Here is a 24,085-nt window from a genome sequence, read left to right as displayed (position 1 = left end):
GCGGCTGATTAATTAAGCAAATTTACGGATAAATGAGCATTGCAGATAATATCAAAAGCTTAAAAAAAGAAACGGAGGCCGACAAGGTAATATTGTTGGCCGTATCAAAAACAAAACCCGCTGCCGAAGTGCAGGAAGCATACGATGCCGGGCAGCGTTTATTTGGCGAAAACCAGGTACAGGAGCTGGTTGAAAAACAGGAGCAATTGCCCAAAGATATTGAATGGCACCTGATTGGCCACCTGCAAACCAATAAGGTAAAGTACATCGCACCTTTTGTAAGCATGATACAATCTGTTGATAGCGTAAAGCTGCTACAGGAGATAAACAAACATGCCCAAAAAGCCGACAGGGTAATTGATTGCCTGCTGCAAATTTATATTGCCGACGAGGAAACCAAATTTGGGCTGGGTTTTGATGAAGCGATAGAGCTGTTACGTTCGGATGAATTTGCAGCTTGTAAAAATATCCGCATCCGCGGGTTAATGGGTATTGCCACCAATACCGATAACGAAAAACAAATAAAAGACGAATATTACGAACTGAAGACCTTTTTTGACGGAATAAAAGTGAGCTATTTCAGAAAAGATGATAGTTTTAACATTTTATCGATGGGCATGTCGTCTGATTATAAAATAGCTATTGAACAAGGCAGCAACATGGTACGCCTGGGCAGCACTATTTTTGGCACCAGGGTGGTGAAGCATTGGAAGAATAATTAGTTGGGGAGTGGTGAGTGGTTGAGTGGTTGATTAAGTTGGATTGGGTTGATTAGGTTAACTGAGCCGGAATTTTTCGCAAATTATTTGTTTTAATAGGTGCCCAGGAGCGCTGCACGTTTTACATAATTAAAGAATTTACAAAATTGGAAACTAACGAAATAACAAACCAAACCAATCAAAAGCTCCCCCTTCAGGGGGCGGGGGGGGCTATACGCCCTGCCACCATTGATGATTGCCCGCGGTTGATGGAATTGGTAAATGAGCTGGCCCTGTTTGAACGGGCGCCGGAGGAAGTAACCGTTACTTTAGACGAATTTATTGATGCCGGTTTTGGCGCTAAACCTGTTTGGAAGGCTTATGTGGCCGACGTTGACGGGTTGATAGTAGGTTTCGCGCTTTATTATATCCGCTACTCTACCTGGAAGGGCTGCCGCCTGTACCTGGAAGATTTAATTGTTACCGAAGCCTATCGCGGCCAAAAAATTGGCAAACTTTTGCTTGACAGGCTGATTGTAGAAGCCAAAGAACTTGCCTTTAGCGGTATGGTTTGGCAGGTATTGGACTGGAACCAGCCTGCTATTAACTTTTACAAAAAATACGAGGCTAATATTGAGGCAGGATGGCTTAATGTGTCGTTGTCGAAAGAGCAGTTGCAGAGGTATTAGCAACCGGCATTGCATGGCGGGGAAGACTCACCCGRCTACGCTGCGCTGGCCACCCTCTCTTCGGCTTCGCCGGAAAGAGGGGCTTAAATAAAGTTAAATTACTGGCAATGAGTGATACTTTCAAGCCCCTCTTTCCACCGCACGTGAAGAGAGGGTGACGGGCGAAGCCTCGTCGGGTGAGTCTTAGCCAGCGTTCAAAAACAATGCCCTTGTAAAACCAAACAAGCTATTGGTATATTAAGCTATAATTACCAAAACAACATCTAACATGAAAACCATCAGTAAGCTTTGTTTTATTTTAGTCGGATTTACGTTTGCATCGTGCCAATGGAGTGTTAAACCCAAAGAAGATAAGGATGTTTTTAAAGACACGCTTCGGTATTCAACAAATGGCCTTACAACCTTTCCGGCTACCTTGCCAGGGCAGCCTACAAATCATAAGGATACGGTTGTAAAAGCCAGCTACGTGGTTTTTGATGGGCAACCAAGGCTTAACGATTCGGTTATGCAAAAGTTATCGGGTATTTTTACCAATGGCAATGCAGATATTAAATACCTGCACAACGCATCCAAATTTTTACTGGCTTATGCCGATTATTTAAAAAAGCATCCTAAGTGGACTGTAAGCGCCTATGCCAAAGTGCTGATGCAGGATTCCAGCATTACCACTCTCGAAGTTAGTGGTTATACCTACCAGGGCGGCGCACATGGATCATCAGGAACATATTTTATCAACTGGAATGCAAAAGCCAACAAAAACATTACCTTAAATGATCTTTTTATTGAGGGTTATGGCGATAAATTAAAGGCCGTTGCCGAAGGTATTTTTAGGAAGGATGAAAAACTAAGCGATACATCTTCCCTGGCCCGCGACTATTTTTTCAAGGATAATAAATTCGCGCTGAACGATAATTTCTCGGTTACGCCTATAGGGCTCAAGTTTGTTTACAACCAATATGAAATTAAGCCTTATGCCGCGGGTATTACGGAGCTGTTTATCCCCTATTCACAAATTAAAACATTGCTCAGGCCAAATTCGGTTGTGGGCAAATTCATTAAATAAATGCTTGTATTTAAATTCGGAGGGGCATCAGTTAAGGATGCCGATGGTATTATTAATCTGGCCAATGTTGTTAAACAATACGATGGCCAGCAATTACTCATCGTGGTATCGGCCATGGGCAAAACCACTAACGCGCTGGAGAAGCTCACTAAAGCTTATGTAGATCAAACCGAGGATATGCATAGTATCTTCGACAGCATCAAACAATATCACTTTGATATTTTGCACGAGTTGTTTGAAGCCAATGATCCTGTTTTTGACGATGTGGCCAACACTTTTGTGGAGATTGACTGGGCCATTGAAGATGAGCCACACGATAGTTACGATTTTATTTACGACCAGGTAGTATCCATTGGCGAATTGGTATCAACCCGCATTGTATCTGCTTACCTTAACAAAAATGGCATAAAAAGCCAATGGCTTGATGTTCGCGGCTATATCCATACCGATAACAGCTACCGCGAGGGCCTTGTACAATGGGATAAAACGCGGGCAAGCATTAGCAAGGATATCCCCGCCATGTTGCAAAAAGGCGTGGTTGTAACACAGGGGTTTTTAGGTGGTACATCCGAAAACTTTACCACTACCTTGGGCCGCGAAGGATCTGATTATACTGCATCCATCTTCGCCTCCTGCCTGGGTGCCCAATCCGTTACCACCTGGAAAGATGTTCCCGGCATCCTGAATGCCGACCCCAAATATTTTGACGACACGGTAAAATTTGATGAACTATCTTATACCGAAGCCATCGAGATGACCTATTACGGCGCCAGCGTTATCCACCCAAAAACAATAAAGCCTTTACAAAACGCCAAAATACCCTTGCTGGTAAAGCCATTTACCCATCCCGAAGCCCCTGGCACCGTAATTAAAGAAGATGGCATCAACAAGTTTGAAAAGCCGGTTATCATCCTGAAGCAAAACCAGGTACTGCTATCCATTTCGCCTATTGATTATTCTTTTATATCAGAAGATCACCTGAGCGGAATCTTCGGCCTGTTTGCCCAAAACCAGGTAAAAGTAAACGTAATGCAAACCTCGGCCCTCAGTTTTACGGTTTGTTTTGATTTTCATGAAGATCGTTTTGACAAACTGCTACGCAATCTTAAACAGGAATTTAAAGTAAAATACAATAGCGGTTTAACGCTGATCACCACCAGGCATTATGATGAAATTTCGCTGAAGGAATTAACAGCCGGTAAGACAATACTACTGGAACAAATCAGCAGGAATACGGCACAGATGGTGGTGAAGGGAAGCAATAGCTTTTGAAAATTTGATTTAGAAAGCCCCCCATCCCAACGTTAAAAACTATTACGAGGTTAAAAGTTTGACGCAATTACTATAGCATGCCCGACACCTGACTATAAAGATCTCGGTATCGGGCATTCTGCGTTCATGATTTATATAGCCATACTAAACAACTGCGTGGCGGGTTTATCGGCCCATAGCCGGGCATCAAGGCACATACAAATATTGCGTAGGTAGCGTTTGCCCATTTCGGTAACCGTAAGTCCCAGGGAGTTTAATTCAACAAGGCCGTCGTCGGCCAATGCATCTAATCTATCCAGTCCGTCGGCTACGGCAGCGCACGGCTCGCCATGATGGTTCCATACGGTTTGCCCTGTGCACATGATGTTCAGGATATGCTTCCTGACAATCAAATCCTCCGCAGTTAAAATATGTCCTTTAAATACGGGCAGTTGGCCATCGGCTATCAGTTGAAAGTACTCCTCAACCGTTTTTACGTTTTGCGCAAAGCTGTACCACGAGTCGCTGATGGCGGATACCCCAAGGCCAACCTGTAACCGGGTATGCTGATGGGTGTAGCCCATAAAATTGCGGTGCAGCTTGCCATTTTGTTCTGCGTGTAAAAGCGTATCGCCCGGTAATGCAAAATGATCCATACCAATTTCGTGGTAGCCATAGTGCATTAATAAAGCCCTACCGGTTTCGTGCAGCTTGGTTTTGGCAGCAGCATCGGGCAAGTCCTGCTCGGTAAAACGCCTTTGGCCGGGTTTTATCCATGGCACGTGGGCATAGCTATAAAACGCAATCCTATCCGGCCTGAATAAGGCTACCTTGTTCATGGTATCGGCAAGGCCGGCCAAAGTTTGCAAAGGCAGTCCGTATATCAAATCGTAATTAATGGAGGTATAACCTATCCTGCGGGCTTGTTGGGTTACAGCCATCACCTGGTCGGCAGTTTGATGGCGGTTGATGATAAACTGCACCTTAGGATCAAAGTCCTGTATACCTAATGATAGCCTTCTGAAGCCAAGGTCATACAAAATCTGCAAATGATCTACCGTTGTATTTGCCGGGTGTGCTTCAAAGCTAAATTCGGCATCGGGGTGTATCGTGGCCTTTTTAATAATCCCTTTTATAAGCGTTTGCAGGTTTTTGGGGCTAAAAAAGGTAGGGGTGCCCCCGCCCATATGAATTTCCTTTATCACCGGCTTGTCGTTAAAAACCGCCAGGTACATATCCCACTCTTTTAAAACAGCGGCTATATAAGGTTCTTCAACCCTGTGATTTTTGGTAATACGGGTATTGCAGCCGCAGTAAGTACACAAACTTTCGCAATAAGGCAAATGGATGTATAAACTGATACCCGATTGCGCATTGCTTTCAGTAAATGAAAACTTTACAGATTGCTGCCATAATTCGACGCTAAAGGTATTGGCATCCCAGTAAGGCATTGTTGGATAACTGGTGTAGCGCGGGACAGCTACATTATATTTATCAGTAAGCAGGAGCGATTTATTTTCCATTATTTAACGTCGGTCATGATGTTGTTGGTTACCGTTTTCTGGCATTCTTTTGCACAGGCGCATGCTTTACCCACACATTTGTTTTGCTGCCATAAATCAAGGCTTTTTATGGTTGAATTGGCTATCTCCTGCAGCGCTTCGCGGGTAAGGTATGCCTGGTGCGGTGTTACCAGCACATTAGGGTGCTCCATCAGCTTATTTAGCAAAGGATCTTTTGTGGCATCATTTTGATGATCTTCAAAAAACAAACCTTTTTCAAATTCATACACATCAATGCCCAGGTACCCTATTTTGCCGCTTTCTATCGCCGAAAGCGCATCCTCGGTATTGACAAGCAAACCGCGGGACGTATTTATCAGCATCACTCCATTTTTCATTTTAGCAATACTTTCGGTATTTATAAAATGCCGCGTGTCGGCTGTTAACGGAACGTGCAGGGTTATGATATCCGCATTTTCCAGTAAATATTCCAGCGATACTGGTTTGGCGTAAGGTTCATCGGCCGGAAAAAAAAGATCATAACCAATAACATTACAACCCAGCCCATGATAAATTGCGGCTGCGGCCTTGCCTGTGCTACCCAGGCCTACTATCCCAACGGTTTTACCGGCAAAATTAAAGCCGATGAGGCCATCGTTCCTAAAATCAAATGCGTGGCTATGCTGATCGGCTTTAACTACCTGCCTGTTAAGGGCAAAGGCCATAGCTACGGCATGCTCGGCAATGGCTTGTGGCGAGTAAGAAGGTACGTTTGCAATTTTCATGTGATGCGCGGCGGCGGCATCTTTATCGATATGGTCGGTACCCGACGATCGGGTAACGATATATTTTACCCCAAGTGCGGCCAGTTTGCCTATCACAACGGCCGAAACATCATCGTTGGTAAACACAATAACAGCGTCTTTACCTTCGGCATAAATAGCAGTATCAGGCCCCAATGGATTTGAAATAAGGGTGATATCGTGCTTTTTTTGATTGGCCTTTGCCAGGTATTCTTTTTCGAAAGGTTTTATACTGTAGGCTACCGCTTTCATCGTATCTTGTTTATAAAAACAAAGCTACAATTGCGCGGCCCCCAATAGTATGAGCGTAATCAGCCCAAAAAATGATCGTTATCAGTTTTTCATTTTAGATAACTTTTCTGGCTTAAGAATAGTGATCAGGCTGCCTTTTTTTTCTATCAATCCTTCATCTTTAAAATCAGATAGTGTACGGCTTACGGTTTCGGTAGCCATACCAGCCATAGCCGCCAGGTCTTCACGGGTTATTTTTATGCCCTCATTATTTGCATCCTGCCGGTGCAGGCGGGTTAAAGCTTCGGCCATTCGTTTACGTACCGAGTGATAAGCCAGCTGCATGAGCTGATCTTCCTTATCGCGGATATCATTGGCCAGTAATTTTATAAATTCGCGGGCTACATCAGGATAATGGTTCAACAGGTGATCTATCTGATCTTTGGGGATAAGGCAAAGCGTACTATCTTCAAGCGCGGTTGCTGTATCTGAATAAGGCTCGTTAGATAAAATAGCGTTAATACCCAGGTAGTCTTCACCCACGTAAATGCCTGTCATCAGCTCACGCCCGTCCTCGGCAAGCTTTATTGTTTTTATGCGGCCGGTTATTACCAGGTAAAGGCCGTTGCCTTTATCACTCTCATAATAAATTACCTGGTTCTTTTTAACATGGCGGCCTTTACGCTCGGCAATTATCTTTCTTAATTCGGCCAGGCCGTCATTTTTTGCTATCAGGCTGTTCAACCTGTCAAGCGATTTACTATAGAAATTTTGGTGCAGTTCTTTTTTCTTCAGCCGGCTTTCAATAGCGTTTAAAAGCTCCATATCATCAAAAGGCTTGGTAAGGTAATCATCGGCACCCAATTCCATCCCTTTGCGCAAATCTACCCGCTCGGCTTTGGCTGTTAAAAATATAAACGGAATTGCAGCCGTATCAGTATTTTTGTTCAGCATGTATAAAACGCCGTAGCCATCCAGTTCGGGCATCATAATATCGCACAAAATAATATCAGGCAATTCTTTTATAGCAAGCTCTACCCCTTTTTTGCCATTATTAGCATCAAATACCTGGTAGTTGGCCAACTCAAGAATTTCAACTACATTTTCGCGGATGTCATTATTATCTTCAATAATCAAAACTTTCTTACTCATGATATTGGAAAAGTTATGGTGAACAAAGTTCCCTGGTTTATATCGCTTTTAAATTCAATACGGCCATCCATCAAACTGGTATAGCGCGCCACAATATTCAGGCCCAACCCGGTACCCGGAATGTTACCTGTATTATGCGCCCGGAAAAATGCTTCAAACAAATGTTTCTGATCGGTATCGGGTATACCAATGCCATTATCTTTAATGGTTATTACGCAGTTGCTATCGGCAATTTCGGTGTTAAACTCGATAAAAGTATTCTCGCCCGAATATTTGATAGCATTCGATATCAGGTTAATAATACAATTCCTGAGCAGGTTTTGATCGAGGCTAACTATACTGCGGGTGCCGGTGTGCTGATAAATAATGTTTTGATTTTGTTTGGCAACCATTTGCAACTCTTCGGTTATTTCTTCCGAAAATTTCACCAGGTCAAACGGGGCGCAAGCTGGCTCAACCTTACCCGCCTCCAGTTTTTCCAGCGACAGAAAATCATTAAGGATGGTTGTTAAATTACCAACCGCATTTTTAATTTTAGCAACATGCTTGCGGATGTTGGCATTATCATAAGGCTGCGCGTATTTTTCAATTAATGATGCTGATAACTGCACCGCGCTTAAGGGTGTCCTGAATTCGTGCGAAGCCATTGATACAAAACGGCTTTTTAAATGCCCCAGCTCTTTCTCTTTTTCAAGCGATACACTCACCTCTTCTTTTGCCTGTTGCAACGCGTGTACCGTATTTTTAAGGGTTTGAGTGCGCTGTTCAACCAAATCTTCCAGGTGGGCGGCATAATCTTTTAACTGTTCCTCGGCTTCTTTTTCCCGTGAAAGGTCATGTATAAAACCTGCGTATATTTTTCTGCCGGCAAAATCCACTTCGCTTACGGCAAGCCTGAAGGGGAAGGTTGTACCATCCGTGCGTAAACCGGTAACCTCCCGGCCTATGCCAATGATGTGAGGGTCGTTCGTTTGCTGATAACGGTGTATATACTCGTCATGCTGTGCCTTATAAGGCTGCGGCATTAATACCGATATATTTTTACCAACAACATCTTCCGGCTTACACAAAAACAGCTTACATCCCGAAGGGTTAATCGTTTCCACAATTCCCCGCCCGTTGATGGTAATGATGCCATCAATGGCGTTTTCAATAATAGCTTTTAGTAAGGCCGCATTTTCCATAAACAGGTGTTATCAATAAACTGACGAACGTCACAAATATTGGCATAAACAGCCAATTAAAATATAATAGTTTTCATGTTTAAATGTGACGATGATCATTTTTTTATCCACGACCAGTTGGTTGCTATTGCCCGGGCCGGTTAACTCTGCCCTTTATAACCTGACAACCACCACTTAGTTTAATGAGCATAGTCATGTTTTAAACCGCGATTAACATCAACCTTTACACGGTATTTAATTTTAGTATAAATAACCTCCAATAAACCGCGATTATGAATAATGCCGAGATCAAATTTCTTGAAGGCCCGCATTCAAGGCTAAGCGAACTCAAATTTACCTTCAAAACCATGGCCGACCTCATCCACGGCTTTAGGGCCCTGCATTTTATAGGCCCATGTATAACCGTTTTCGGCTCGGCCAGGTACAAGGAAGACCACCCCTACTACCAGCTTACCAGGAAAGCAGCGGCCGAATTTGCCAAACTTGGGTTTACCATACTAACGGGCGGGGGACCAGGCCTAATGGAAGCGGCCAACCGCGGCGCCAAAGATGTTGGCGGACGATCGGTAGGCTGTAACATTCAGTTGCCGGTTGAACAAAAACCCAACCCCTACCTGGATAAGTGGGTATACATGAAGCACTTTTTTTTGCGTAAGGTACTGCTGGTTAAATACTCTTTTGCATTTATAGTGATGCCTGGCGGCTATGGTACTTTAGACGAATATTTTGAAGCACTCACGCTGATACAAACCCATAAAATAAACAATTTCCCGGTTATCATCTTCGGGACCGAATACCATAAAGAGCTGCTTGAGCATATACAGGTGATGAAAAGGAACGCAACCATAGGCGAATTTGATGCCGACCTTTACCTGGTTACCGATGATATTGAAGAAGCCGTTAACCTTATTAAAGAAAAAAGCATCAAACAATATGGCCTGAAAACGAAAGCAAAACCCAAACCAATTAAATGGCTGTTTGAACGCGCTTAATTTGCATAAGGTGACGATGGTCATTTTTTAGGTATTCGAGGCCTGCTAATTTTACCAGCAGGTGAATAACACCATCTTAATAATTACTAAAGTTGATATGCAAGCTAATACATCAATATCTGCACGTTCATTACAGTACTACGTAATAGCCCGACGGTGGTTATCCGATCTTGAATTTTTCAAGGTAGAAACATCGTTTCTGCAAAGGTTACTGGATAAGCATATAGCCGGTTTGCAGGATATGAACCACATCCACCAGCTTATTGCCACCGGCAAGGCATTAAAGCACCTGCAGGACACAGAAGTTGAAGAATTGCTGACAAGGCAGGTAAGGCTATTGGAATTGATGTCGGAAGACATTATTCCGGAAGATACCGATGCGCTTGCCTCCACCCAGGTAAAACTGGCCAATTCTATGATCAACCTAACCCGCGAATTCAGACAGGTTAAACAGGACCTGTTTAATTTGGTGCTGGACACCGCACAGGTAAATAACAATATTACAACTTAATTTGACCCCTTATTATTTAACAATTGCAAGCGCCTGTTTATACGGGCGCTTTTTTATTTTTCATKGGCATTATCGTGCTTAAAATCAGGTCAAAAGATGCCCGAAGTCATTATTTCCGGGTCTTCAATTAGCGATTTTTACAGCATAACTTAATTGGCATGAAATCGAAATTTAACAAAGGCATTTTATTGGCAGGCTTAACCATATTCATGCTATCAGGTACCAGTGCTAAAGTCGCGTTTGCTACCAATAACAGCAGTAACCCGGCCGATAGCCTATTGGGTAAAGAAATTAAAAAGCAGTTGGCCGATAAGGATGTGAGGCTGCAACTATACTATCCCAAATCGGTAAGCCGGATGTATGCGCAGGAGGGCTTTATGCCTATATGGCTAAAACCACAAAATTATGAAGGGCCGGCGTGGCAGGCTATTCAGCTGATTGACTGCGTTTTACAATTCGGGCTTTCACATGCCGACTACCATCCTAAAGAATTAACTAATAATCAATTACATCATATTTTGGATACCCTAAAAAAGGTACGGCTTGAACAACGGGCCCTATTTGATATTATGTTAACCGATGCCATCATCAACCTGATAAATAACTTGCACTACGGAAAACTAAACCCGGAATACCCGGCAAACAAAATTGACGCTTTGGTTGATGCCGGTTTTATGGCTGATAAAATCCTGGCGCTGGCCCTATTGCAAAAAAACTTAATAACGGCCGTAGCCGCAGCCCAGCCAACCATGCCGGAATATGCAGACCTAAGGCGAAAACTGTATCTACTTGAAGGCCTGCGCCAAAATAATTGTTACGAGCTTCCGCAAGCCCAGGAACGCAAGATTGCCATTAATATGGAACGCCTGAGATGGGTTAACACCGATGATAAATATTACATCCACATCAATATTCCATCGTACAGCTTAAAACTGCATATTAAAGATTCAACCTGTAATTTTAAAGTGATTGTGGGCAGGCCGGAAACGCCTACGCCAACCCTGCAAAGTGCCATAACTTATTTAACAACAGCGCCCGAATGGAAAGTACCCGCAGCAATGTTCGCCGGAACCGTGCTGCCAAACGCGATGAGCGACACCGCATACCTGGATAACAACCACTACGGATTATACAATAAGGCCGGCGAATTTATTGAACCAACCCCGGTTAATTTAGCCAAAATAAAAAGCAGCCCGGCCCAATACTATGCCCGGCAAACCATAGGCTGCGACAACGCGCTGGGATTGGTGGTGTTCCGTTTTGATAACGTTTATAAAATATACCTGCATGATACTCCGCAGCAATCGTTATTTGCAAAAAAGAACCGGGCTTTAAGCAACGGCTGTATCCGCATTGAACAAGCACGCAGGTTTGCGACCCTTTTGTTAAAAAATGACGACTCGGCCGACAAGATCAAAGCATTGGATAGAGGACTGAATACCTACTTTAAGCAAAACATCTTCCTTAAAAAGCCCATGCCCATCAAAATCACCTATTTAACCTGCGAAATAAAAGATGGCGAACTGATAACCCTTACCGACATCTACAACTTAGATAACAGCCTGCAGATGGCATTGTACGGCACCGACACCCTTTTATAAGCAGTGCAAAACCATTGTATAAAACGTCGTGCTCCTCCATATCTAATGATACAAAATTCCGTTTTATATCTGGGGAAGTGTATTAAAATAATCTTACCTTAATTGCGTCTCTTCAGCGCTTGCCGAACGGGCAACCTGATAGTCACGTAACCCTAAACTTATGATTGATTTTTTTAGATTTTTTTTTGACAAATGGTGGAGGCCAACGATTTTCTTAGTTGTTGCTTGTTTGATATTTGGTTTTTCAGAAATTTGGAAAAATGTCGCTTTTGGGATTTTTGCCCTTATTCTTTTGGGGCTTGCACTCCTTGTTATTTTGATTTCGACCATCTACCAGTTTATAAAAAGAAAGTGGCTGGCCGGAATTTTTAGTCTTGTGTTGTTTGGCGGTACAATTTTGGCCTTAGTGGCGTATGCGATAGCAATGTTTTTTATAGACCAGGAACGACCAGACACATACGCCGACCATTTGACGATACCAACTAATATCCCGATTAGTATCCCTGCTGACTTAGCCTCTGACGAAAAACGGCCAGATAGCGTGACAAACAGGAAGGTAACAGTAACCGACTTTCAATTGTATAATTCATTCCAACCCGGGCTTTATGAATATGATTTCTGGACGGGGAAGATAGATGCCGGAAGAATATATATCAAAGCGTTTGAGATAACCCAAAATGACCAATTATCGGCCGATGAACTTGAAAGAAGAAGCTGGGTTGCTATTTACAATCCCTCCAACGCGATAAGAAAATACGGTACAATCTCAGATTTTACAATATATGAAGGCGATTGGGGAAAACCCTACGCCGCAAGATTTGAGGTTTGGTTTAAACCCGACAACGGAGGAAAAGAAAGAAAACTAATAAGTAAGAATTACAAAATTGAAGGATGGATGAGATGATAAAACGCGGTTCCCTCTGAAACTCTCCAACGCCGTTAAAATACATATCAATTTTTACATGCCAGAGGCACGCTACATAATAGACCGCCCCCAGAGTGGAAAAAGCTTTCATTTTTCATCAAGCTTAACACTTTCTGAGGTTTCCGCCAACTTAATAGTATTGGAGATTCCTCGAGAGGACAGAAAACTCTCCATCGAAGCAGGAACCGAAAAACATTGTTAAACTCAATATGTCCTTACCGTCTTCTCAATTCCCTCTTTACTTTCCAAATTATCCTTTACAGCTTTCAACTGGTAAACATAAAGTTTTTGTTTCAGGGCGGTTTTATCTAAGTAAGTATTATCTCCCGCGGTTGACAGCGCCAGCTTTACCATGTCCTTATCCTCGACAGCCCGGCGGTATATGGCATAGGTAACGGCGGTACTTTCGTCAGATGGTTCCCATTTTAACTCTACGGCATCCACAATATACCGGGCAAACATTTTTGATGGCGGCCTTACTATGGCGTTTTTAGCGAAAAAAGCAGTTGAGGCTATGGCCGATAAAGGGCTTTGCTTGCCGAAGGCATCTACCGTGGCTACAGCATATTCGTAAGCGCCATCATTTGCCTGTTTGTCATCGTAATAAGTTGCCTTTAGGCCGATTTTACTTTGATCAACCCTGGTAAAGTACAGTTGCTTCGCAGTAGTGGTGGCCGGCTGGCTGGCGGCATCAGTTAATGGCGGGTTATTGGCAGATGTCTTTCTTTTATATATTGCATATCCCACCACGTAGGCATCCGGATTTTTATTTTCCTGCCACTCCACGTGTATAATTTTACCTTTTACGCTAAGCCGCAAACCCGCCGGGGCGGCAATAAAATCTTTGCCGTTTACAAACCGGCTTGTTGCCGGTGCCGAAAAATCACTTTCGATGCCGCTTTTACTGATGGCTTTTACGGTGTAATAGTAATCGGTACGGCTGCTGCGGTTGGCCGCGTTATCCAAAAACGATGTGGCAGTATCCGCCAGCAGGTGCGAGATAGTTTCGGGCTTGCTATCATCACTTGTTAACGAGCGATATACGTAATAACCATCGGCATTGGCCACCTTTTTCCAGGCCACGCGTATCCCTTTGGCCGTGGTTATCGCTTTTGGCGCGTAAGGGGCATCGGGTTTGCCCTTATCCATATAAACGGCGGTGGTATATGATGATACCTGGTCGTTTTTGGTATCCTTGTCACGTACCGATCGTAAACGATAGTAGTATGGGACCGCTGTTTTAACCTTATCATCGGTATACAAAGTTGCTGTCGCGGCAACGGTATCAATTACTTTATACCCTGTTGCCATGCTTAACGAGCGCTGCACCTCGATACCGATGGCTCCTATATTTTCTTCCATGTGCTTCCACTCCAGTGTAATGCCTTTAACGCTGCTGTGAGCGGTTATGCCTTCAACAACAGGCATATGCCCGGTATAGGCTACCGTAAGGGTGGCGGTATCTGACGGCACTACACTTTCATTGCCAAATAAATCGGCAGGGCGGATAAAAAATTTGTTTAACCTTAGTGGCCGCGCTTTGGTTACATAGGAAAAAAAGACCGAGTCGGCTGTTATGGTAGATGTTATTTTTGAAGACAGGGCCTGGAAACCACCATCGACAGTGTAATAATACACCCCTGCAAAAAGCGGCACATGCTCCCGGAATATAGGCTTATAAGCCCATTTTAAGCGGATAACACCATCCTGGAGTTTACGTAGCTTAAGTTTTGGTTTTTCAAACCTCGCCGGTTCGCCCACAATGTAGGTTCCGGTAAATGTAGTTTTAACCGTGCCGGATACCTTTAATTTATAGTATACCGTTGTACCCGTTGGCTGCGTGCCAATGCTATCGTTCAGCGCTACGCCCATGGCCTTTAAAAAGCCCCCGTTTAATGCCAGGTAGCCGTAGCTTTTAAAATCGTGGTTGGCTTTAAGATGATTCCACAAGGCTGCATCGGTAGCCAGCTTTAACCGTCTTTTTAAGGTATCGGTAAGTATGCTGCCGGCAATAAGCCTGAACTGCTGCATGGTTGCCGCCATTTGCGGCACCTGCAATGGCGTAAAGCCTTTTATTGTATCGCCAATGGCACGGCTTAGCTGCACAGTGGTTTTGTTATCTTGCGAAAACAATATCATTGGGTTGCCCCGGTAATTGTAAACCGGTATAGTGCTGTTTGCATACTGCGCAAAAACCTGTTTTCCGGTCATTAACAAAATGACAACCAGGATCCTATTTATTTTCATGATTTGACGCTTCATACTGATTATATTTTAACAGATACCCCTGAACTTGAATCAACATCAACTTCCATACTGGCATTGGCGCAAATGCCCACCGTTAAACCACTTGGCCAGCATACAATTCCCCAACAACAACAATCCCAATCTACTCCTATCCCATTATAACAGCCGCTGCTGTTGTAATTGGCATGAAAGCCCGCGTTGCCTTTGGCAGCCAGCGATAAATGGTTGGTTGCCGAATTGTAGGTGCCGGTAAGGTTGGCTCCAAAATCAACCCCAACACTAAGCGTGGCGCTAAAAACATCGTACCCAACGCTGGCGCTTCCGCCGATATCCCATTTGGTACCCAGGTTAAAACCGTACTGACTTGCGCCTATATTGCCATAAACCGACCCATAATTACTGTAGTTAAGATGAGCGCTTATACTGGCTATATAAAAATTGTAGCTAAAATCTTTGGAAGTGGTGCTGCTTACCCTGCCGCTAAAGCCATTGAAGATATTATTGGCGAAAACGGGGTCGTTCTGGTTCATTTTATCAAAATACTGCTTTAAATCGCTTTTGTGTTTGGTAATATCAACGTTAACACCTGCATAAAACTCGCCCTTGTTGGATAGTATGCCGCCCATGGTATTCATATCAACCTGCGCGCCCAGGAAAAAATAAGCATCATTAGGGTCAACACTTATTACTATCCAGCCCTCGGCTGTAGATGCCAGACCGGGCACCAGGTCCATTTTACCGGTAACATCAATGTTTAGTTTTTTATTCGGGATATCAAGCACTATATTACCATCTATGGTTGCCATTTGCTTGATGATAGTTTCTGATGTACCCGTTATTACCGGTCCCGGCGCTACCGTTAGGTTAACCGTTGTTTTTGATAACGATGCGTTAAGCCCGGCCTGGATAATGCCTGAAATGGTTACCGTCCAATCGCTGTGGGGGCCTAAGGTAAAGCCGCCGCCTACGCTGGTAATAAAATAGCCTGTTACCCCCAGCGGGATCCTGGTAGCCGCCATAAAATTACCGCCAACGGTAAGGCCCTGTGCTGTTTTGTAATACTTAAACCCAACATCAGATGAGCCAAGTGTGGTAATGCCAAACTTGCCCGATCCTTCAAAACCTGTGGTATCGGCATTATCAACGTATTTTACTTTAAGTTCTGTTTTGCCAATGCTGGCCAAATCCATTTCAATGCCTAACTCATCAACACTTACGGTTTTGCCCTGCCCAAAGTGTACATTGCCAACCGTTGCCTTAAAATTAGGGATGGCGCTTAACTCAAATTCGCCCAAAATATCAACCCTTAGGGTATTAATGGTATTTACCTTAATTCCGGTAACATGCATTTTGCCAAGGCCCACAAAATCCTTTTTATAATCAAGCGGGATATCGGCATAAAACTTACCATCGGTTTGAATGGTGAACTCGTTGATCTTGAAATCATCAAACAATTTTGCAACGCTTAACGATCCCGAGCCGGTTAAATAATACGCGCTGCCATCGGATGTTAAACCAAAGCTGAATGGCGTACTGCCCGGCTTAAAGCTGGCGGCACCTACCACATCAATACCATCATCGGGCATTTGCAGGTTACCGCCAAAAATCTGGTCGGGAGTTATCACCATGTCTGTAAAGGCGATGGATTGTGTAAACGCCTGCGATGATGGCAGGAACACTTTCAGGTTGCCGCCAAAAGTAAAACCGTTATCATTATAGGCAACACTGCTTACGTTGGCCTTCCAGTTAAAAATATCAAAGCCGGCGTTATAAGCCGCAACTACATTGCTTACGTGCCCGGTTGTATCAACCTGTATATCATCTAAAGCCAGGGAACTGTTGCCCATACCCTTTACAGTTGCTAAACTCATCGTGCCAATGTAATGGATCCCGTTGGCTGTAATGGTGCTGTTGGGCATATCAACCGCAACTTTAAACCCGGCCAATGTAAGTTGCTGGGCTGTGGTAGCAGCTTTAAGGTAAAGTGTAGTGCTATTAGCAGCATCGGCAGCTGTGCTGAAAACTGGTACCTGCCCGGTAGCGCCCTGGCTGGCCAATACAAAATGCTGCGCATCGCTGTTGATGATTGTACCGGCATCGGCAGGGATAAAGGTGGCATAGTCTACCTTCAAATCGCCTTTGATTACGCCCGACTGGCCATTATTTACATTGCTTATAACTACCTGGCTACCGCCGTTGGTCAGGTTAAGGGGCAGGTAGCCAAAAGCCTTTACAGGTACCGATGTTTCGTCGGTTTGTACATCGCCTTTTATGGGGGCGTATATGCCGTTAACCACCCCTACCTCGATATTATGGAATTTGATTCCGGTACCTGCTTTAACGGAAAAAGTGCTGTTGCCCGGCACATTTACAAATGAGCCGCTAATGATCTTGTTGCCGCCATTATCGGCAATGGCATCAATTTGTATTGGATAACCTAACAAGGTTTTTAAGCTGGCGGGTGCGGTTGTTAGACTAAAGTCAAGCGACTGATCTGCAGCATAATTCCCGGGTTTGTTATCGGTTACAAAGCCTGGTTTTGAAGCCTTTAGCAGGTTATTCCCTTTGGGGATGTTAATGCTGTATTTGCCAGCATTGTCGGTTGCAGCTTTTATGTATTCCAGTCCATCTACGGCCACCTGTGCACCCGCCACGGTATTGGCATCGGCAGTTACTTTACCGCTGATAACAACCCCATGATCCAGTTTAATTTTTAAGCTGGTAACCGCGTTGGCATCTAATTGCGGGCCCGCCTGGGCATTAACATAATTACTTCCGGCCGGGCCGGCTATTTCTATTTCGGGGTTACTATCATATGTGCTTACCGCTACAACGCCCTGCGCGTTGGTGGTATAGTTGCCGCCGGTGGCATTTGATATGCTGATGACAGCACCCGCAATAGCCGCGTTGTTATTATCGGTTACGGTGATGTTTACCGGGTAACTGAGCCTGCTTAGGGTAATATTGGGCAGGGCAAGGTTGGCACCATTGATGTTGATGCCTAACCTGTTGGTGCTGCATGATGTTTTACTCAATATCAGCGTATCGGCCCCATTTTGCGAACCCAGGGTAAATGTGCCGTCAAATTTGGTAACTACCGATCGCCCCAGCGTTTTTGAAAGTACCATTACACCCGCCAAAGGCTGATTTTTTTGATCAATCACTTTGCCCGATACCGTAAACGTTGGTATAAATATGCTGGCATCTTTTATCCGCTGCTGGCCGGGCTGGCTGATAACCAAGGTATCGCGGAAACTGCCCAGCGGATCGGTGTCATCGGTCAGGCGGATAGAATACGGATGCGCCGGCGAGTTTGCCGAATAAAACCCAATAGAATCGGCCGGCAAGGTGGCTTTAAAATACCCCGACTCATCAGTACTTACCAAAATATCGGTATTACTGCCCAGCGCGCCCCCCGGTAACGCCACGCGCACTACAGCATTGGCAGCCGGGTACTTAACATTGTTGATGAATTTAGTAACATGGCCCGCAAATGTTGGCTGCGTGTAGCTCATGGTATACGTGGCAGCATAATTATCGGGCTGTGTTGGTGCGGTGGTACCTTTACCGGCGTAGCTCATGGTGGCTGTATTGGTAATATACCTTGCGCCGCTTACAATAACCTTATACTCATCGCCTGTATTGGTGTTGTAAAACAAACCGTTGAGTGATTTGCCGGGCGCGGTAATACCTATTTTGCGGTATTTATCGCCATTTATAACAGTATCTGCCGTTGCCTTTACACTTAGGTTACCTTCAGCCTGTAAATTGGTGTTGGTGGTGTAAAAGTCCGATTTCCGGTACAAGGCAATTTGCCCATCGGCGTTGGAGGTACCTTTGCCATCCGCTATGGTCGGCGTAAACCTGTAGGTATTGGCCAGGGCGGTAAGCGTACCTAAACTTACATTATCGGCTGCCTGCAAGGTTGTTTGGGCTACAGGTAATATAAAACGCCCATCGGTGCTTACCAGGTAAACTTTATAGTAAAACACGCCGGGCCAGTCATCAAGCGTAATGTAATTTACCTTATCAAAATTGGCTTTGTTATATATGGTTGTTGTAAAATTCCCTTTGTCATCGGTGGTTACTTCGCCAATTTCTTCATCGGTTGTGCTTAGCCCCTGCTGGTTAGACCGTGTAACATCATCTTCCGAGCTGTGGTATACGTACCAGTACCAAACCGCGGGCTGGGTAAACTTTTTGGTAAACATGCGCAGCTTAAACCTGGTATTTGCCAGCGGATAAGTAACCGTACCCGGCAAATTATAGTCGCCGCCGGTAGCCGAAACTTCTGTTTGCCTGAAAGCAAATTTAACGGTGCCTGTTAAGGTGCTGTTGTACTGCTCGCCAAATTTATAGGCCCTTAAAACGCCCATACTATTGTTAGCTCCCGCCACAAGTTCTACAGTGGTATCGCGCAGGCTGATAACATCGCTGTTGGAGACCGGTTTCATATAAACCCGCGCGAATTTACCGTTCAGCGTAGCCAAATCTGGCGATTTAATTGAAAAATGGCCCTGCCCATCAGTTACCGCGGTGCCTACTGCCATGGTAGACAGCCGGAAACCCATATAATATTCCCTGTCGGCCTCCGTCCGGTTCAGCATGTCCTCGCTAAAGCCGTTGAACCGATCGCGATCTGACGCGTATGTAAAAGTGTAAATAGTTGCGTTTATGGCGATACTTGTATTGGCCAAAGGGGCACCTGAATTTAGCCTGACTGTGCCATTAACATTAGTATATCCGGCCGGATAAGCAGCCTGGGTATAAACAAATGTTTTGGTAGCCATTCCCGCCCAGTCTATAGCCGCCGTGTCGGCTGCATCAACGCCCCATAATTTTACTGTATACTGTGTCCCCTTAACGAGTGTGCCTGCGTTTTGCCGGATTAAAAAGTTTTTAAACCGGGTAACGGTATCCCTTATCACATTTTTTCCCTGCAAAAGCTGTACATGGTAAGCTAAACCATCTGGCGCACCCGCAAGCTGTGCCCATTTCAAATTTACATCCAACCCATCATGTGTAAAGGCAAAAGTATTGTTAGGGTCAATGGCCTGCACGTTTATAGTTGTATTAACGCCCGATTTTAACAGCCCCTTGCTTTGCGCGTACTGATAAGTATTGCCTGCTATGGTAGTATCAAGCAATATCTTATCCTGCCGTAATTTTAAACGGTATTTTGTAGCTGCCGATATACCATCGGGGGTAGCCCATGCAATGGCCATACCATCGCCCGGCGTTAAAGTAATATCACCGGTTGGGCTGCTAAGCAACGGAACAGCCGTGTAGGGTATGTTGTAGCTGGTAGGAAAAGCAAGTGTAGTGGTATTTGTTGCCGATACGCCAGTGCCGTACTTTTGACCAGCGTCTTTCTGCGGATATAATTCAACAACGGCCTGGTAGGCACCCGAAACCAGGTCTGATTGAGAGCCAAAAAAATCAGATCCGGTATAAGTGTATGACTGACCGGCGGGTAATACGGCTGTATTAGCGGCTGTGCCCTGGCTTATTTGGTTTCCATCCTTGTAAATACGCAGTGTTGTGGCATAATAAAGCGTTGTGTTTTGGTTATTGGTGATGGTTACCTTAAATTTTTGCGGATTATCATGAAAGTCTTTAAACATGGTCACATTCGTCAAATCGGCAGAGGTAGTAATAGCTACCGGCTGAACGTTTTGATATGTAAAACTGGTTGCCGGGCCATAACCGTTATTGGCCATAATGTATTGGTTCCGGGTATCGGCCACCTGTACCTGTAGCGCGTACTTTTTGCCGCTTGTTAACAGGCTATATTTAAAAAAAATTTGATAGGTACCTGTCGAATTATTAATAGGGGCCGAAAAGACATAGCCTGTGGCATTTTTCATAGCTATTTCCGGTGTAAACCCGTCGGGCACTTCGGCCACTTTCAAATTGTATACCATACCCGCATAAGGCCATTTAGGATCGGCCATTTTCATGTAAAAACCTGCGGAGCTTTGCTGAATGCCGCTTGTTGTTAGAGTAGATGCATCGGCAGGAAAGCTCATAGTTGGTACGATGCTTAACGGATCGCCATTTCTGAATGTCATGATACTGCTCATACCGTTGTTGATAATGGCTACAGGGTTGTCAGGATCTATCTCCTGTACTACCGCGGCAAACTTAGCGCCCTGCTTTGCTGCAGGAAAGCCAATTGCCGTAAGGTATATGGTATGAAACCCATCGCCCTCACGATACATGTACGATACTCTGTACGATGGTGGCAAGGCTATATCATAGAACATAGCCGGATGACCGTCAATAACCAGGTTTGGATAATATTGTTTGTCCTGGTAGGGCGTTATCTGGTCAAACACTATTTGCTTTTCGAATACAAATGTAGGGTTTACCGAAGCCAGGGCGTCGGCAGGTGTTTGGCCATCATCAACACTTACAATACGAAGTTTGAGCGTTTTATGCACGGGGGTACCATCTGTAGTAAACGTAATTTGAGATGGGATGGAAGCCACATCAAGCGCCGAGGTAATTACCGGCGCGTTTAACAGTTTCATTGGGGCTTTATAGGTAAAGCCTATAATAGTGCTGTTCCCTTTGTTTTTAAACGTTACGGTATTATTGGGGTCGATAGCGGTTATCATCATGGCATATTGCCGGCCTTCGGTAAGTGCCGGGTCGGCTGGGCTGTACACATAGGTGTTACCCATTACCTGTTTATCAAACAAATAGGGCGGCTGGGCGCTCATCACAGCATCGTTGATGTTTTTGTTGCCCAATACCTCTACAATACGAATGTTGTACATGGTTGATGGCGGCGCCCCGGCGGGGGTTGTCCAGTTGATGGTAAATATATTGGCTGCCAGGGCGATGATCTGCTGCCCGTCATAAGGGGCGGTAATTACCGGCGGATCTACGTTGGTTACCGTGAACACGTTACTACAGCCGGTTGGATCGCTGCCGCTTAGTACGGCGTTGGTATCGTAGTCAAATGCCTGCAGGCATAAGCGGTAATTGCCCTCGGGCAGGCCGCCTACCCTGAAAAAGTCGCTTTGGGTATAGCCGGTGTATACAAATTTGGTAAAATCAAAAAAGTAAGGCAAATCGCCGGCGTTTATTACCCTGATGCCGCCGGCAGTTAATGTTATCGGAGTTTTGCTTTTATAGGTCGAGCTTACCCGCAGCTCTACCCCATTATCACCGGTAACATTACCCCGCAGCTGAATGCGTAAGGTTTTGGTACCGGTATTCATGACGGTGATAAGCATTTGCTCGGGGTGCGATGAGTAATCTGTTAAATGTGCGCGAAAGGGTGGGAACACCTGGGTGCTTATAGTTACCTGTGCATGCGCCGCACATTGCGCGGCTACCAGCATTACAGTTATTAATCCTTTAAGTAAATTGTATTTCTTTTTCATGTGCTTAAAAGTTAAGTAGGTAGCTAAGTTCATTCCTGTATTCGCTGGTTGATTTTTGGGTACTGCCCGGCGCCGGGTTGTTACCGGTGTAAAAGGCCGCGTATTTAAGCGAGTTGAGCCTGTTTACCCGGTAGGTTAAACCGCCCGAGCCATTTATGATCAGGCTTTTACCCTGGTTGGTAATACCCTGCATAGCCGATACATTCACGTTGGCCTGCAGCTTTGTTTTAAAAAAGGAACCAAAGGTGCCCACGGTTACGCCCTGGTAGGTATATTTTGCTTCGGGGCTGGTTAAATCAGTCCGGTTTACATTGAATACCAGGCCGAGGCTTTTTTTGGTAAAGGTGAGCGCGTAGGTAATAAAATATTGTTTGGTATCTACATTGCGGTTGGTGGTAAGCTGGCTGGTGATGATCTTGTTTAAATCATTCAGTTTACTCATGGCAGCGGTGATGCTGATTACATGCACATGATCGGCAGTGATGATGGTGTAACGGGGCGTGAAAGATATATTACTGGTTGTTTGCACAATACGCAGCGAATCGGGATATTTAACCGTATTGGGCTTTTGATCGTTGGAGAAATTGCTGTAGTTGGCATCAATAGCAAACGACCGGCTGAACTCGATGTTCATATTGCCGGCCCCAATAACGCGTTTATTGGTTGATCGTTTTTGATGCAGCAGGTTATCGTGCTGAAAACCCAGGTTACCGGCCAGCCTCACCTTGTTTTTAAAAAAGTTAAAACTTGGCGCTATCGACCATGATTCCAAATCGGTATCAAAATAATACGCACCCATGCTTTGGTATTCCGGGTCGATGCGTTTGTAAACTACCTTCAGGCCTACATATTTATCGCGGTAGCCCATAGCGGCGTTCAGGGCGGTAAAATACTGGCTGGTGCCGTTTATATCGGCAAAGCTTTTAAGCTGTTTAAGCAGGCTGTTTTTGGAAGTATCTACTTTAATGGGCGAATTTAAATCGCGGGTGTACAGGCTTAGGGCCCCCGCGCTTTCAAAAAACAAATGCTTGAAAAATGTAAAACGGGTTTCGTACCCGGCTACCGTATTTGCCGCAGGTGTTACATAGCTGGTAACCGGCACCCCGTTCCTGCTTACCGATGTGCTGTCGTCCTTTGCCTGCAGGTAGCTCAGTTCAAAAAAGTTGGCTTCGGTACCGTAACCCAGCTTTGCGGCGTATGCCTTGCGCGAAAACGAATACGGCACCAATGCGCCCGATGTGGTATCAACCGTGGTTGCCTTATTTAAGCGGCCATACATAAACCCCAGCCTTAATTTGCCGGGATGAAGTTCGGCACCCAGGCCATATAAGGTATGCCCCGCCAGCGTATAAGGCGAAAATTCAACGTTGCGGTAACCCGCGTGCAGGGTAACCCATTTATAGGTTGGGCTGATACCAAACTGGTTAAAAGGCTGCACAAAGGTTGATTGCGATTTGGTATAGCTAAAGCCTACCGGGACAACCACACCATAAAAATTAAAGAAAAGATCGCCGTTGAGCAGGTAGTTAAAGGGCTGCCGCCTATCGGCAATACCCTCGGCCCCATAGCCGATACCGGTGGCCTGGAACGCACCTCCTATGGTTACAGGCTTAGCGTTCTGGATATTGCTTAAGTCCTGCGCAAACACGCGGGGCCTTACACAGGCTAATACGGCAAAAGCAAGCAGTATTTTAAGGGTGGTACCTTTACAAAACTTACAGAAATGCTTCATTTATCAATAGGAGTTAAATCAACAGCGTTTTCAAACCGTATAATTCAACTCCTGTTATCCACATCAAACAGCACTTATCTTTTAGAAATTAGCGGCAACAAAATAGTGTA

Annotated in this window: 15 protein-coding genes; 8 read left to right on the top strand and 7 right to left on the bottom strand. The window is 44.8% G+C overall.

The genetic code is table 11. From position 1 onward, the window contains the following. Positions 1 to 32: 32 nt before the first annotated feature. From AC1DV1_RS24530 to AC1DV1_RS24515, 4 genes are all read left to right on the top strand, one after another. Positions 33 to 722 (top strand): YggS family pyridoxal phosphate-dependent enzyme, encoded by a 690-nt coding sequence (locus AC1DV1_RS24530; protein WP_477364937.1) that lies wholly within the window; start codon positions 33 to 35, stop codon positions 720 to 722. A 245-nt stretch (positions 723 to 967) separates the two neighbouring features. Then, positions 968 to 1,387: an N-acetyltransferase family protein gene (locus tag AC1DV1_RS24525; protein WP_477365003.1), complete on the top strand. Its 420-nt coding sequence runs from the start codon at positions 968 to 970 to the stop codon at positions 1,385 to 1,387. A 268-nt stretch (positions 1,388 to 1,655) separates the two neighbouring features. Further along, positions 1,656 to 2,450, top strand: coding sequence for an RsiV family protein (locus tag AC1DV1_RS24520; RefSeq protein WP_477364934.1), 795 nt, complete (start codon positions 1,656 to 1,658; stop codon positions 2,448 to 2,450). Continuing rightward, positions 2,451 to 3,722 (top strand): aspartate kinase, encoded by a 1,272-nt coding sequence (locus AC1DV1_RS24515; RefSeq protein WP_477364931.1) that lies wholly within the window; start codon positions 2,451 to 2,453, stop codon positions 3,720 to 3,722. It begins immediately after the preceding gene. Between the two features lie 131 nt (positions 3,723 to 3,853). Here the strand turns inward: AC1DV1_RS24515 and hemN are convergent, their stop codons facing one another. From hemN to AC1DV1_RS24495, 4 genes are all read right to left on the bottom strand, one after another. Next, positions 3,854 to 5,224, bottom strand: coding sequence for an oxygen-independent coproporphyrinogen III oxidase (hemN, locus tag AC1DV1_RS24510; protein ID WP_477364928.1), 1,371 nt, complete (start codon positions 5,222 to 5,224; stop codon positions 3,854 to 3,856). Then, positions 5,224 to 6,258 (bottom strand): 2-hydroxyacid dehydrogenase, encoded by a 1,035-nt coding sequence (locus tag AC1DV1_RS24505; RefSeq protein WP_477364925.1) that lies wholly within the window; start codon positions 6,256 to 6,258, stop codon positions 5,224 to 5,226. The genes hemN and AC1DV1_RS24505 overlap by 1 nt, the downstream gene beginning before the upstream one ends. Before the next feature lie 81 nt (positions 6,259 to 6,339). Further along, complete coding sequence (locus AC1DV1_RS24500; protein ID WP_477364922.1) at positions 6,340 to 7,389, bottom strand: response regulator; 1,050 nt, start codon at positions 7,387 to 7,389, stop codon at positions 6,340 to 6,342. Next, the gene (locus tag AC1DV1_RS24495; protein WP_477364919.1) at positions 7,386 to 8,573 is read right to left on the bottom strand and encodes a PAS domain-containing sensor histidine kinase; all 1,188 of its coding nucleotides are present in this window, start codon (positions 8,571 to 8,573) and stop codon (positions 7,386 to 7,388) included. Before AC1DV1_RS24495 ends, AC1DV1_RS24500 begins: the two co-directional genes overlap by 4 nt. Positions 8,574 to 8,845: 272 nt before the next feature. On the opposite strand from AC1DV1_RS24495, the gene AC1DV1_RS24490 reads away from it, so the two are divergent. The 4 genes from AC1DV1_RS24490 (at position 8,846) to AC1DV1_RS24475 (ending at position 12,581) form a co-directional block, all read left to right on the top strand. Then, the gene (locus AC1DV1_RS24490; protein WP_477364916.1) at positions 8,846 to 9,565 is read left to right on the top strand and encodes an LOG family protein; all 720 of its coding nucleotides are present in this window, start codon (positions 8,846 to 8,848) and stop codon (positions 9,563 to 9,565) included. 97 nt (positions 9,566 to 9,662) lie between these two features. Continuing rightward, positions 9,663 to 10,076, top strand: a complete 414-nt coding sequence (locus tag AC1DV1_RS24485) for a hypothetical protein (RefSeq protein WP_477364913.1) — start codon at positions 9,663 to 9,665, stop codon at positions 10,074 to 10,076. Positions 10,077 to 10,234: 158 nt separating this feature from the next. Further along, entirely contained in the window at positions 10,235 to 11,677 is a 1,443-nt protein-coding gene (locus AC1DV1_RS24480; RefSeq protein ID WP_477364910.1) for a L,D-transpeptidase scaffold domain-containing protein, read from the top strand. Between the two features lie 160 nt (positions 11,678 to 11,837). Beyond that, complete coding sequence (locus tag AC1DV1_RS24475; RefSeq protein ID WP_477364906.1) at positions 11,838 to 12,581, top strand: hypothetical protein; 744 nt, start codon at positions 11,838 to 11,840, stop codon at positions 12,579 to 12,581. A gap of 225 nt (positions 12,582 to 12,806) precedes the next feature. On the opposite strand, the gene AC1DV1_RS24470 is transcribed toward AC1DV1_RS24475, so the two are convergent. The 3 genes from AC1DV1_RS24470 to AC1DV1_RS24460 are packed head-to-tail and all read right to left on the bottom strand — an operon-like array spanning position 12,807 to position 23,975. After that, entirely contained in the window at positions 12,807 to 14,864 is a 2,058-nt protein-coding gene (locus tag AC1DV1_RS24470) for a fibronectin type III domain-containing protein (RefSeq protein ID WP_477364903.1), read from the bottom strand. A gap of 5 nt (positions 14,865 to 14,869) precedes the next feature. After that, positions 14,870 to 22,243 (bottom strand): hypothetical protein, encoded by a 7,374-nt coding sequence (locus tag AC1DV1_RS24465; protein WP_477364900.1) that lies wholly within the window; start codon positions 22,241 to 22,243, stop codon positions 14,870 to 14,872. A 4-nt stretch (positions 22,244 to 22,247) separates the two neighbouring features. Next, positions 22,248 to 23,975 carry a hypothetical protein gene (locus AC1DV1_RS24460; protein ID WP_477364897.1) on the bottom strand — a complete coding sequence of 576 codons (1,728 nt, stop codon included), beginning with the start codon at positions 23,973 to 23,975 and terminating at the stop codon, positions 22,248 to 22,250. Between the last annotated feature and the right edge of the window lie 110 nt (positions 23,976 to 24,085).

Source organism: Mucilaginibacter sp. P4_D1 (genome assembly GCF_056401935.1).
This window is presented reverse-complemented; position numbering and strand designations above follow the sequence as displayed.